The 12,565-nt window shown below is 63.8% G+C and carries 11 protein-coding genes; 10 read left to right on the top strand and 1 reads right to left on the bottom strand.

What is annotated here, in order from left to right; translation table 11 throughout:
• From IEW00_RS00145 to IEW00_RS00115, 7 genes are all read left to right on the top strand, one after another.
• Entirely contained in the window at window positions 1–999 is a 999-nt protein-coding gene (locus tag IEW00_RS00145; RefSeq protein WP_188512352.1) for a 4-hydroxyproline epimerase, read from the top strand.
• A 7-nt stretch (window positions 1,000–1,006) separates the two neighbouring features.
• Window positions 1,007–1,660, top strand: coding sequence for a GntR family transcriptional regulator (locus tag IEW00_RS00140; protein ID WP_188512351.1), 654 nt, complete (start codon window positions 1,007–1,009; stop codon window positions 1,658–1,660).
• Window positions 1,661–1,721: 61 nt separating this feature from the next.
• On the top strand, window positions 1,722–3,149 hold the full coding sequence (locus IEW00_RS00135; RefSeq protein WP_188512350.1) for an amino acid permease: 1,428 nt from the start codon (window positions 1,722–1,724) through the stop codon (window positions 3,147–3,149).
• A gap of 34 nt (window positions 3,150–3,183) precedes the next feature.
• Window positions 3,184–4,833: an amidohydrolase family protein gene (locus IEW00_RS00130; RefSeq protein WP_188512349.1), complete on the top strand. Its 1,650-nt coding sequence runs from the start codon at window positions 3,184–3,186 to the stop codon at window positions 4,831–4,833.
• A complete protein-coding gene (locus IEW00_RS00125; protein ID WP_188512348.1) occupies window positions 4,830–6,416 on the top strand; it encodes an aldehyde dehydrogenase (NADP(+)) in 1,587 nt (528 codons plus the stop codon). The genes IEW00_RS00130 and IEW00_RS00125 overlap by 4 nt, the downstream gene beginning before the upstream one ends.
• Window positions 6,413–6,601, top strand: a complete 189-nt coding sequence (locus IEW00_RS00120; protein WP_229736720.1) for a hypothetical protein — start codon at window positions 6,413–6,415, stop codon at window positions 6,599–6,601. Before IEW00_RS00125 ends, IEW00_RS00120 begins: the two co-directional genes overlap by 4 nt.
• 122 nt (window positions 6,602–6,723) lie before the next feature.
• Window positions 6,724–8,244: a flavin-containing monooxygenase gene (locus IEW00_RS00115; protein WP_188512347.1), complete on the top strand. Its 1,521-nt coding sequence runs from the start codon at window positions 6,724–6,726 to the stop codon at window positions 8,242–8,244.
• A gap of 6 nt (window positions 8,245–8,250) precedes the next feature.
• Here IEW00_RS00115 and IEW00_RS00110 read toward each other — a convergent pair whose 3' ends face one another.
• Window positions 8,251–8,967: a DUF4163 domain-containing protein gene (locus IEW00_RS00110; protein WP_188512346.1), complete on the bottom strand. Its 717-nt coding sequence runs from the start codon at window positions 8,965–8,967 to the stop codon at window positions 8,251–8,253.
• Between the two features lie 135 nt (window positions 8,968–9,102).
• Here IEW00_RS00110 and IEW00_RS00105 point away from each other — a divergent pair, with 135 nt between their 5' ends.
• The 3 genes from IEW00_RS00105 to argC all read left to right on the top strand — a co-directional run bounded on the left by IEW00_RS00105 (window position 9,103) and on the right by argC (window position 12,561).
• On the top strand, window positions 9,103–10,503 hold the full coding sequence (locus tag IEW00_RS00105) for a leucyl aminopeptidase family protein (RefSeq protein ID WP_188512345.1): 1,401 nt from the start codon (window positions 9,103–9,105) through the stop codon (window positions 10,501–10,503).
• A 157-nt stretch (window positions 10,504–10,660) separates the two neighbouring features.
• Window positions 10,661–11,626 (top strand): C40 family peptidase, encoded by a 966-nt coding sequence (locus IEW00_RS00100; RefSeq protein WP_229736719.1) that lies wholly within the window; start codon window positions 10,661–10,663, stop codon window positions 11,624–11,626.
• Window positions 11,623–12,561 carry an N-acetyl-gamma-glutamyl-phosphate reductase gene (argC, locus tag IEW00_RS00095; RefSeq protein WP_188513024.1) on the top strand — a complete coding sequence of 313 codons (939 nt, stop codon included), beginning with the start codon at window positions 11,623–11,625 and terminating at the stop codon, window positions 12,559–12,561. The genes IEW00_RS00100 and argC overlap by 4 nt, the downstream gene beginning before the upstream one ends.
• Window positions 12,562–12,565: the final 4 nt, after the last annotated feature.

Genomic DNA, 12,565 nt, shown 5'->3' with positions numbered 1-12,565 from the left:
ATGCGCCACACTTTCTTCTGCATCGACGGGCACACGGCGGGCAATCCGGTGCGCCTCGTGGTCGGCGGCGCGCCTCTGGTGCGCGGGTCTTCGATGGCCGAGCGGCGGATCGATTTCATCGAGCGGTTCGACTGGATCCGCACCGGACTGTGCTTCGAGCCGCGCGGGCACGACATGATGTCGGGCGGGTTCCTGTATCCGCCGACCAGACCCGAAAACGATATCGGCATATTGTTCATCGAGACATCGGGCTGTTTGCCGATGTGTGGCCATGGCACGATCGGCATCATCACCTTCGGGCTCGAGCATGGCTTGATCCAGCCGCAGGTCCCCGGACATTTGAAGGTCGAAGTACCCGCAGGCGAAATCGCCATAGATTACGAGCGCGAGGGCGACCGGGTGACATCGGTGCGAATCCGCAACGTTGCCTCGTTCGTCTCGGCGCAGGGCGTAGAGATCGACGTGCCAGGCCTGGGACCGCTCAGCATCGATATCGCCTATGGCGGCAATTTCTACGCGATCATCGAGCCGCAGCCGGGCTATCCGGGGCTCGACGCACTGGGCGCGGCGCGGTTGGTCGAGCTGTCGCGGACGATCCGCGCGCTGCTGCGCGAGCAGATAGAGCCGGTGCACCCGCTCGACGACCGCATCCGCGGTGTCAGCCACGTGCTCTGGGCCGATGTGCCCAAGGCCGCGGGTGTCGACGGGCGCAACGCGGTCTTCTACGGCGAGCGCGCGATCGACCGCTCTCCCTGCGGCACGGGAACGTCCGCACGGCTGGCGCATCTGGCGCACACCGGGCGCTTGCAGGTGGGCGAGAGCTTCGTCCACGAAAGCTATATCGGCAGCCGCTTCATCGGCCGCGTGGAAGAACGGATCGATCTGGGCGGGCATCCTGCGATCATTCCCTCGATCGAGGGCTCGGCGATCGCCACCGGATTCAACACCATCTGGATCGATGACAAAGACCCCTTCTGGCAGGGCTTCTGTGTGATATGAGGCTGTTATGACCATCATTATCCGCAATCTGTCCGAGCAATTGGTTGATCTTGTCCGCGAACGCATCCTCACCGGAGACGTATCCCCGGATCGCCCGATCCGGCAGGATGCGCTGGCGGCGGAATTCGGGGTCAGCAAAATCCCGCTGCGCGAGGCGCTGGCACGGCTTGAACAGGAAGGGCTGCTCGCCTCTCAGGCCAATCGCGGCTTTACCGTGCGCCCGCTCAACGCGCGCGAGGCCGAGGAGGTCTTCGCCTTGAGGCTGAAGCTCGAGCCCGACATGATCGCCCTGGCCGCCCGGACCGCCACTGCCGTCGATCAGCGCGCAGCTCTTGAGACGTTCGACAGGTTGCACCCGATGACGGATTCGCGCGGCGAAGGTGTCGGCGCATTCAACCGCGCGTTTCATCTCGCGCTGCTGCGGCCCGCCGCGCAGCCTGTGACGCTGACGATTCTGGAGCGATTGCATGTGCTGTCCGAGCGCTATGTCCGCAAGCACCTGGAACCTTTGGGCCGCGACGCGCGCGCCAAGGAAGAGCATCGCGAGATACTCGATGTCTGGATGGCGCGCGACGAACGTAGGATCGCGGCGTTGACCGTGGTGCACATCGGCAAGACGCTCGACGATCTGAGGGTTCAACTCAATGTCGAGCTGAACTGACTGCTGATGTCAGGGGCCAACGGGTTAAGCACCTGATAAAAAGCAACAAAGGGCGGGTGATATGGGGATATTGGGGCCGATAAAGCCTATCGTTCAGGCGGCCGACGCGCCTGCGGGTAGCAGGCTCAAGCCGACATTGTCGTGGCCGCATCTGATTGCGCTGGGTGTCGGCGCGATCGTCGGCACAGGGATTTATACGCTGACGGGTGTCGGGGCAGAGCGCGCGGGGCCTGCGGTGATCCTGGCGTTCGCGATTGCGGGCGCCGTCTGTGCCTGCGCGGCATTGGCCTATGCCGAACTCGCCACGATGATCCCGACAGCGGGCTCGGCCTACACCTACACCTATTCGGTCGTCGGCGAGACGCTCGCATGGATGGTCGGGTGGAGCCTGATCCTCGAATACTCGCTCGCGTGCTCGACCGTCGCGGTCGGCTGGTCGGGCTATCTGGTGGGATGGCTGCAATCGGCCGGCGTTTCGCTGCCCGAGATGCTGCTCGCCGGGCCGCATGCAGGCGGGATCATCAACCTGCCTGCGGTGATCGTCTCGCTGGCAATCGCCGGCATGCTGATGGCAGGCACCCGCGAAAGCGCGACGCTCAACATCATTCTGGTGATCATCAAGCTGGCCGCGCTAACCGCGTTCATCGCGCTGGCCGCGCCCGCGTTCGATGCCGACAACCTGACCCCGTTCATGCCATATGGCTTTGGAAGCACGGTGCAGGATGGGTCGACCCGCGGGGTGATGGCGGCCGCCGCGATCGTGTTCTTCGCCTTCTATGGTTTCGACGCGGTGGCGACATCGGCCGAAGAGGCGCGCAATCCGGGGCGCGATCTGACCATCGGGATCATCGGATCAATGGCGGTGTGCACGATCATCTACATGGCGGTGGCTCTCTCGGCGATCGGCGCGATGTCCTATCTCGATCTTGGTAATTCGCCCGAGCCGCTGGCGCTTGTGCTTAGAACGCTTGGGCACCCGACCGCATCGTATCTGGTCGCGCTGGCTGCGTTGATTGCGCTGCCGTCGGTGATCCTGGTGATGATGTACGGGCAGAGCCGCGTCTTCTTCGTGATGGCGCGCGACGGGCTGTTGCCGCCGGTGCTGTCGCGGGTGTCCGCCAAGACTGGCGCGCCGGTACTGGTGACGGGCATCACCGGCGTCTTCGTGGCCGCGGTCGCGGGCTTCTTCCGGCTCGACGAAATCGCTGAACTCGCCAATGCAGGCACGCTGCTCGCGTTCATCGCGGTGGGTGGTTGCCTGATGGTGCTGCGCAAGCGCGCGCCCGAACTCAAGCGCGTGTTCAGGTGTCCGCAGCCCTATCTTGTGGGCACGCTGGCGATACTGGGCTGCCTGTACCTGATGATCAGCCTGCCCTCGCAGACTTTGGTGCGCTTTGCTTTATGGAACGTTGCGGGCCTTACCTTCTACTTCCTTTACAGCCGTTCGCGTAGCCAGGCGCTGCAGGACCAGACGGCAGCAGGGGCCTGACATCGACATCAAGGGAATAAGGGGAGCAAGGATCATGCGGATTGGGCGGACACTTCTGGGCGTGGCATCGGGGTTGGCGTTGGCCAGCGGGGTATCGACGCCGCTGCAGGCTCAGGCCTTGGGGCAGGCGCAGGCGCGCGAGGTGGCGGATCCCATCCCGCCGCGCACACTGGGCGAGGGGCCATGGGCCCGCACCGTGCTGCGCAACGCGATCTATGTCGATGGCACCGGCGCGCCCGCCCAGGGGCCCGTGGACATCGTCATCGAGAACGACCGGATCACCCGAATCGTCGCGATCGGTTCGCCCGGCGCGATCGAGGAAGCCCGGCGTCCTCCGCGCGGCGATCACGAGATCGATCTCACCGGACATTACGTGCTCCCCGGCTTCGTTGACGCGCACGTCCATCTGCACACGCTGAGCGACGGGCAGGGCGTGCCGTCCGACTATGTGCTCAAGCTCTGGCTTGCGCATGGCATCACCACCGCGCGCAATGTCGGATCGTCGGAGATGTCGATCGAAGAACAGGTCGCGATCAAGGGACGGCTGGCGCGCAACGAGATCGTCGGCCCTCGGCTCGATATCTATCCGATGTTCCAGCAGATCGGCCTGCCGATCCGCACCGCCGAAGAGGGACGACTGGCGGTTCGCGACGCCAAGCGGCGCGGGGCGGACGGAATCAAGTTCATCGGTGGAAGCGAGGCGGCACTGATCGCCGCAATCGAAGAGACCAAGAAGCTGGGCATGCATTCGACGATGCATCATGCGCAGGGTGTCGTCGCTTATGCCAACGTGCTGCGCACCAGCGAGGCTGGCCTTGAATCGATGGAGCACTGGTACGGCCTGCCCGAGGCGATGTTCACCGGCCAGAAGTTGCAGGACTGGCCCGCTGATTTCATCAACACCGACGAGCAGATGCGCTTTGGCGAAGCGGGCAGGCTGTGGAAGCAGACCGCAAAGCCGGGTTCGGACAAATGGAACGAGGTGATGGAGACGCTGCTCGAGCGCGGTTTCACGCTCGATCCCACCTTCACCGCATATCTTGCCAGCCGCGATCTGATGCGGATGAACCGCGCCTTCTGGCACAATGAATACACGATGCCCGCGCTTTGGGACTGGTACCGCCCCAGCAGGATCAACCACGGATCGTACTGGTTCGACTGGACCACCGAGCGCGAGATGGACTGGAAGGAAAATTACCGGCTGTGGATGAGCTTCGTCAACGAATACAAGAATCGCGGCGGCCGGGTCACCGTAGGTTCAGACGCGGGCTATATTTATAACACCTACGGATTTGGTTATATCCAGGAGATGGAGCTGCTACGCGAGGCCGGGTTCAGCCCGCTCGAGGTGATCAACTCCGCCACGCAACAGGGTGCGCGGCTGCTGGGGCATGATGCCGATATCGGCACGATTGAACCCGGCAAGAAGGCCGATCTTGTGATCGTGAAGGGCAATCCGATCGCCAATCTCAAGCTGCTCTTCGCGACCGGAACGCTCAAGCTCGATGATGCGACGGGTAAGGCGCAGCGGGTCGGCGGCATCGCCTGGACGGTGAAAGACGGCATCTTCTACGATGGCAAGGCGTTGAGAGCAGATATCCGCGCCATAGTCGCGCGATCGAAGGCCGAGCGCGGACTGCCGCCTGGCTACATGACAATCGAACAGGAAGATTTGACGCAATGACCAACGCCGCAACCCTCACGGGCAAGTTTTTCATCGCAGGCGAACGGCGCGGCAGCGGCGAAGTGTTCCATGCCTATGATCCTGCCGCCGGCGCCAGCATCGACGACATCGGCTTTTTCAGCGCCAGCGACGAGCACCTCAATGAGGCCTGCGCGGCAGCCGAGGCTGCCGCCATCGCTTACGCTGATCTGCCGCTAGAGACCCGCGCAGCATTTCTCGACGCGATCGCCGCCAACATCGAGGGCCTGGGCGATACTGTGATCGAACGCGCAGCGCGCGAATCCGGGCTTCCTGTTGCGCGCATCACCGGCGAGCGCGGACGCACCTGCGGCCAGCTGCGGCTGTTTGCCAGCGAAGTGCGCGATGGCCAGTGGCTCAAGCTGCGCATCGACCATGCCGATCCTGCGCGGACCCCGCCCAAGCCCGACCTGCGGTTGCGTATGGTCCCGCTGGGCCCGGTCGCAGTGTTCGGCGCGTCCAATTTTCCGCTCGCATTCTCGACCGCAGGCGGCGACACCGCCTCAGCGCTCGCCGCCGGATGCCCGGTGGTCGTCAAGGGTCACCCCGCGCATCCCGGAACGTCCGAGCTTATCGCAGGCGCCATCATGCAAGCCGCATCTGATACTGGTGTTCCCGCAGGCGTTTTCAGCCTGCTGAGCGGCACCGGACACAGTATCGGCGCGGCTTTGGTTGCCGATCCCCGCATCCAGGCAGTGGGCTTCACCGGCTCGCGCACCGGCGGCGAGGCGCTGATGCGGATTGCTGCGGCGCGGATCCAGCCAATTCCGGTGTTTGCCGAAATGTCCGCGATCAACCCCGTCATCCTGTTACCAGCAGCACTTTCGGCGCGCGGCAAGGCCTTGGCGGCAGGCTTTATCGGATCGCTGACCGTGGGATCGGGGCAGTTCTGCACCAATCCGGGGCTGTTGCTCGCGATCGAAGGGCCCGAGCTCGATGCGTTTCTGGCCGAAGCGGGCCAGGCGGTCGAAGCCCAGGCACCTCAGACGATGCTGACCGCCGGAATCCATGCAGCCTACGAGAAGGGCAGCGCCGCGCTCGCCGCAACCGCAGAGGTCAAAACCATCGCGCGCGGCGTCCACCCAACCGGCCCGCACGAAGGCCGCGCGGTCCTGTTCAGCGTGGGCGCGCAGGACTGGCTCTCCAACGGGGAGCTTCGTCATGAAGTGTTCGGCGCGGCATCGATCGTGGTGCGCTGCGCAGATCGCGCCGAGATGCTCGACGTGCTTGCCCGGCTCGAAGGTCAGTTGACCGCGACGCTGCACATGGATGATGCCGATCTGGATGATGCCCGCGCTTTGCTGCCGGTGCTCGAGCGCCGGGTCGGACGCATTCTGGCCAATGGCTGGCCAACCGGGGTCGAGGTGGGCCATGCGATCAACCATGGCGGGCCGTACCCCGCGACCTCCGATGGCCGGACGACCTCTGTCGGCACGCTGGCGATCGATCGGTTCCTGCGCCCCGTCAGCTATCAGGATCTGCCGTCCGCGCTGTTGCCCGCAGTGCTGCGCGAAGGCGGCCAGACGGGCACCGTGACACGGATTGACGGAGTTTGGACGTCTTGATCCATCTGTCGCGCGAGATTGCCGATTACGTCCTGCAAGGTTGCTCGGTGCGGACCGAGGCGGCGGTGATGGATCGGTTTGGCATCAGCTACAACACGCTGCGCAAGATCGAGCGGGGCGAGCCGATTCGCGCCTCGGTGGCGCAGCGTCTGCTCGCCCGGATCGAGGACGAACGCGTCGCCTGATCGGGGCTTATGGCCGGTTCGGGCTGAAATTGGTTGCAATTTACAACGCTGTCAGCATGGTATAGCTTGCCCTTAACGTAAAAGAGCCGCGCATCAGCGGCCTGTCATTGGAGAGCATTGCCATGAAGCACGAAAAGCCATCCGACCTCAAAGCTGCAACCCATCTCGACGTGCTGATCATCGGCGCAGGGATTTCCGGCATCGGCATGGCGGTGCATCTCAAGGAAAAATGCCCCGGGCGCAGCTTTGCGATCCTCGATCAGCGCAGCGACATCGGCGGGACCTGGAACCTGTTCCAGTACCCTGGCATCCGATCGGACAGTGACATGCATACGCTGGGTTTCGAATTCGAGCCTTGGCGCGAGCAGAAGGCGATCGCCGATGGCCCGTCGATCCTCAATTATCTGCGCCGCATCAAGGACGAGCGCGGGCTCAATGACCATATCCGTCTGGGCCACAAGGTGCTGTCGGCAAGTTGGTCGAGCAGCGAGGCACGCTGGACGATCGCGGCCGAGGTCGAAGGGCAGGGCGTCTGCCACCTGACCGCCGGATACCTGTTCATGGGCACGGGCTATTATGATTACGATCAGGGCTATGACCCTGCATTCGAGGGCCGCGAGAGCTTTGGGGGGCAGATCATCCATCCGCAGTTCTGGCCCAAGGATTTCGATTATGCGGGCAAGCGCGTTGTCGTGATCGGATCGGGCGCGACTGCTGTGACGATCGTGCCCTCGATGACCGACAAGGCCGCGCACGTCACCATGCTCCAGCGCACGCCGACCTGGTACTGGAGCCGCCCGGCCAAGGACTGGCTGGCCAATTCGCTGCGCAGCATCATGCCCGACACCTGGGCCTATCGCTTCATCCGCTTCAAGAACGTGCGGATGCAGCAGATGTCGTTCAAGCGCGCGCGCGAAAACCCCAAAAAGGTCGGCGACTATCTGCTCAAGCGGATCCGCAAGATCATGGGCACCAAGATGAACGAGCCCGATTTCCAGCCGCCTTACGGCCCCTGGGAACAGCGGCTGTGTCTCGTCCCCGATGGTGACATGTTCAAGGCGATCCGCGATGGCAAGGCCGATATCGTCACCGATCATATTGCGAAGTTCACGCCCACCGGGATCGATCTGAAATCAGGTCGGCATCTTGACGCCGATGTCATCATCACCGCCACCGGGCTCAAGCTGGCGATGGCGGGCAAGGTCGATTTCTCGGTCGATGGCCAGCCGATCGATTTCACCCAGCATTTCTACTACAAGGGCTGCATGTTTAGCGACGTGCCGAACATGGCGATCGTGTTTGGCTACCTCAACGCATCGTGGACGCTCAAGGTCGATATCGTCGCCGATTTCGTCTGCCGCACGCTCAACCACATGGCTGAGACGGGCAGCGAAGTTGCGGTGCCCGTGCTGGGCAGCGATGGCCCAGTCAACGAGGAGAACATCTTCGATTTCTCCTCGGGCTATGTCCAGCGCGCGCTCGATATCCTTCCCAAGCAGGGCGACCGCATGCCCTGGCGGCTCAACCAGGATTACCTGTTCGATCGCAAGGTGCTGCGTGAGGACGCGGTGGCCGATGGTGTGCTCGCCTTCCGCAAGGCAGATGTCATAGTTCAAGATGAAACCGCGATCGCTGCCGAATGAACAGGTCTAGCGTTCGCTGGCGATGAACGCACTTCGGTATTCGGATTTAACCTTGTCCAGCGTCGCTGTGGGAATGGCAATGCTGTTCTCGTAGGCGCCCTCGACATAGGGGCCGGCCACATAGGGTGCGGCAATGAACATGATCCGGTCGAACCCGCTGTCACCGCCCGCATATGGCACCAGCACCAGGTCCGAAAATGGCGGGCAGGCGTTGAAGATGTCATCAGCCTCGGCGACAAACTCACCGCGCCGTTCGCGGCGATCGGCATTCAGTGCGTCGCAATAGTCCTGACGCATCGGTTCGAGCGCTGCTGCCAGATCGGTAAATATTGCCTCAAGTGCGACCCGGCGGTTGCCCAATTTGTCCCAGATCAGCGCCTCATAGCCGGTGTTGCCATGCGCGCCGCCCGAATAGCTGCTGATCTCCGCCACCATCGCCAGCAGGACGTCGTTCTCTCCGGTGACCCTCCAGGTCACCCCCAGCATATGCGGGTTGAACGGATAGCCGTTGTCCGAAGCATCCTTCTGCGCTTCTGCCGTCTGCGTATCGAGATCGGACAATGCCTTGTCCCGCTCGGCATCGAGCATTGCCGCAAGCCCGGGTAGCGCTGCTGCCTGCGCGGGATAGGCATAAGTAAACGCAAAGCTCTTGGTTTCGCGCTCGAAGCTGACCGGCGCAGGTTGTGCGACCTTAGGGGCGGCAGCATCGGCCGTGTCCGGCACTGGCGCGGCTTGCTGGCACGCAGCGATGCCAGGCAAGGCGAGCGCTGCTAGCGCAAGGACAAGCATTGGCGCTGGTGTGCGAACGACCATATTTCTAACTCGCCCCCTGGCTGAAAAATGCTCTATGCACCGACCATGATAGATTTGTCCCACCTCGTCCAGCCAGACATTGGCCAGCCTGCCCGCCTGCTCCATCTCATCGACAAGGCGGGGTTGGCAGAATGGTTGGGATCGGCACCGCCGCGCATCCGCAACCACCTCACCGCGATGCGCTTTACCGCACGTCCGCACGAACTGGTCGTGGTTCCAGGCGATAATGCTGATGACTGGGCGGTGGTGCTGGGGGTCGCGGATGTCGCCAACATCCGCCCATGGTGCCTCGCCAAGGCGCCCGAGGTTCTGGCAGGTGGCACGTACCGGCTCGCAGGCGATGCGCGCCCCGGTGATGCCATTATCGGCTGGGCGTTGGCGCAGCACCGGCTCACCGCCTACAAAAAGCCCGACGAAAATCCGCAAGGACCCCGTGTGCTGCTGACAGGTGATCCGGCACGCCTTCCCGACCGCATCGCCGAGGCGGAGGGCACCGCGTGGGTGCGCGATCTGGTCAACACGCCCGCCGAAGACATGGGCCCGGGAAATCTGGAAGCTGCAGCCGAGGCGCTGGCCAAGCGCTATGGCGCAACGATCGAGGTGACTCGCGGCGATGCGCTCGCCAGCGGCTATCCGATGATTCACGCGGTCGGCAGAGCTGCCGCGCGCAGCCATGCACCGCGGCTGATCGAGCTGCATTGGGGACGCGAGGAGCATCCCCGCGTGGCGATCGTCGGCAAGGGCGTATGCTTCGACAGCGGCGGGCTGGACATCAAGTCGTCGACCGGGATGCTGTTGATGAAGAAGGACATGGGCGGCGCGGCGCATGCGCTGGCACTGGCGCAGCTGATCATGCGGTCAGGCCTGCCGGTGCGGCTGCATATGCTGGTCGGCGCAGTGGAAAATGCGATTTCCGGGAATGCCTTTCGTCCCGGTGACGTGCTCAAGAGCCGCAAGGGCATCACCGTCGAAATCGGCAACACCGATGCCGAAGGGAGGCTGGTGCTGGGCGATTGCCTGACCAGAGCCAGCGAGACTTCGCCCGATGTGATGATCGATTTCGCCACGCTCACCGGTGCCGCGCGGGTCGCGGTGGGGCCCGATCTGCCCGCTGTCTTCGCCAACAGCGATCCACTCGCCGATGGCCTTCTTGCGAGTGGCCAGACGGTGGGCGATCCGTGTTGGCGGCTGCCGTTGTGGGCGGGGTATGAGGACATGTATGTCAGCGATATCGCCGATGTGGGCAATAGCGGAGGCTCTTTTGCCGGTGCGATCACCGCGGCGCTGTTCCTGCAGCGCTTCGTCGGTGAGGGCTTGTCCTGGGCGCATTTCGATACCTATGCGTGGCGACCCGCTGCCCGGCCCGGCCAGCCCAAGGGTGGCGAGGCATTGGGCCTGCGCGCATCGTGGCATTATCTTCGTGGCCGCTACGGCGCGGCTGTCTGATTGAGCCGGGTTTGCATGGCAGCTTTACCCATATTGCGCCGGATCACCGGCAGTTTGGACAAATGATCGCAACTCGGCTATCTGCGCCGCCAGCCCGATGCCATGGACGGGCGGCACATCATGTCGTGGCACAGCTTTACGCGGGGGACCGGGTTTTTTGACACATTCGACACGTTCTTCGGCTGACTTGCTGGCGGGCGAACCGGCGGCGGGCCTGGCGGGCGGACCCGATAGCGTGGCTGCGCCGGTGCGGCAGTTCGTGCTGACCGGGCCGGTGGCCGATTACGACCCGCGCGTTACCCCGATCCGGGGTGATCTGGCGGATATCGCGCTGGCCGGCCGGTTTTTTGCGCCGCATTACGTTGCACCGCAGAATCACCGTGCCGCTTTCAGCGGTGCGATGCTGCGCAAGGCTCCGTCTGGCGATGCCGAAGCTGTCAGCCAGCTGTTGCCGGGCGAAGCGTTCGCGCTGCTCGATAGCACCGGCGAATGGGGCTGGGGATACAGCCTGCATGATGGCTATTGCGGCTATGCGCTGCTGAGCGAGATCGCGCCCGAAGGCGCCGAGCCAACCCATGTCGTACAGGTCCGGCGCGCGCTGGTGTTCGCCGAGCCCTCGATCAAGACGCCGATGATCGCGGCCTATCCGATGGGCGCGCAGATTGTCGTCGATGCTGCGAGCGAATGCGGCAAGTTCCTGTCTGTCGCAGGAGGATGGATGTCGGTGCGCCACGCGGTCGCGCTGGCCGAGCGGACCTGCGACCCCGTCGGCCGCGCGCTTCAGCTTGTTGGTGCACCCTATCTTTGGGGCGGGCGTGGTGGCGATGCGCTCGATTGCTCGGGCCTTGTTCAGCTCGTCCTGGGACTGGCGGGCATATCCGTGCCGCGTGACAGTGACCAGCAGATGGCCGCACTTGGCCGGGTGCTGGCAGACAATGAATCGCTGCAGCGCGGCGATCTGGTGTTCTTCCCAGGCCATGTCGGTCTGATGGCCGATGCCGAGACCCTGGTGCACGCCAATGCGCACTGGATGCAGGTGGTCGCAGAGCCGCTTGCCGATGTCATCGCTCGCTTTCCCGAAACCACACCCCAGCCGGTGCTGGCCCGCAAACGGATAATCTGATGCCCACGCTTTTCATCGATGGCGCCGCCGGAACCACTGGCCTTGAAATTGCCGAGCGGATGGCGGGGCGCGAAGAGTTCCGGATGATCACGCTCAGCGATGCCGACCGCAAGCAGGTTGCTGCGCGCGCTGCTGCGATCTGTGATGCCGATTTCGTCATCCTGTGCCTGCCTGATGCCGCCTCGCGTGAGGCTGTCGCGCTGGGCGAGGGCGCATCCACCCGGTTCATCGATGCCTCGAGCGCGCACCGTGTCGCCGATGGCTGGACCTATGGCTTTGCCGAATTGCGTGCAGGCCAGCGTGACGCGATCCGCAGTGCACGCGCGGTGAGCAATCCGGGGTGCTATCCCACCGGCTTCCTCGCGCTTGTCGCGCCGCTGGTGGCCGAAGCACTGCTGCCTGCCGACCATGGCTTTATCGTCAATGCGGTCAGCGGCTATTCGGGTGGCGGCAAGGAATTGATCGCGCGGATGCAGGTCGATGCGCCCGATATCGGCTTTCGCGCTTATGGCCTGAACCTCGAACACAAGCATCTGCCCGAGATGCAGGTGCATGCAGGGCTCAGCCGGTCGCCGCTGTTCGCGCCCGCCGTTGTCCGCGCGTTTCGCGGCATGCTGGTCGATGTGCCCTTGTTCCTCGATCCCGAGCTGGGCTTTGCCGATGCCAAGGCGCTACACGCGGCGCTGGCCGATCAGTACGCAGGCGAGGCCTTGGTCAATGTTGCGCCGATCGGTACTGCGCCCGGCGAATTGCTGTTGTCCGAGGGCGATACGCCCAGCGACTGCCTGAAGCTTTACGTGCTCCCCAGCGCAGACGGGTCGCAGGTGCGGCTGATTGCGATGCTCGATAATCTGGGCAAGGGCGCAAGCGGTGCTGCGGTGCAGAACCTCAACATCATGGCCGGCCTCGACGAATTGGCGGGGCTGCGCGCCTGAGGGC

Origin of the sequence: Blastomonas aquatica, from assembly GCF_014639875.1 — a bacterium.
GTDB lineage: Bacteria > Pseudomonadota > Alphaproteobacteria > Sphingomonadales > Sphingomonadaceae > Blastomonas > Blastomonas aquatica.
Note: the sequence above shows the minus strand (reverse complement) of the source record. Positions and strands in the feature narration are given on the sequence as shown.

Excerpts from the sequence above, each read along its gene's own strand:
- IEW00_RS00125 (WP_188512348.1), top strand. The coding sequence starts at position 4,830 with ATGACCAACGCCGCAACCCTCACGGGCAAGTTTTTCATCGCAGGCGAA.
- IEW00_RS00105 (WP_188512345.1), top strand. The coding sequence starts at position 9,103 with ATGATAGATTTGTCCCACCTCGTCCAGCCAGACATTGGCCAGCCTGCC.
- IEW00_RS00140 (WP_188512351.1), top strand. The coding sequence starts at position 1,007 with ATGACCATCATTATCCGCAATCTGTCCGAGCAATTGGTTGATCTTGTC.
- IEW00_RS00115 (WP_188512347.1), top strand. The coding sequence starts at position 6,724 with ATGAAGCACGAAAAGCCATCCGACCTCAAAGCTGCAACCCATCTCGAC.
- IEW00_RS00145 (WP_188512352.1), top strand. The coding sequence starts at position 1 with ATGCGCCACACTTTCTTCTGCATCGACGGGCACACGGCGGGCAATCCG.
- IEW00_RS00130 (WP_188512349.1), top strand. The coding sequence starts at position 3,184 with ATGCGGATTGGGCGGACACTTCTGGGCGTGGCATCGGGGTTGGCGTTG.
- IEW00_RS00135 (WP_188512350.1), top strand. The coding sequence starts at position 1,722 with ATGGGGATATTGGGGCCGATAAAGCCTATCGTTCAGGCGGCCGACGCG.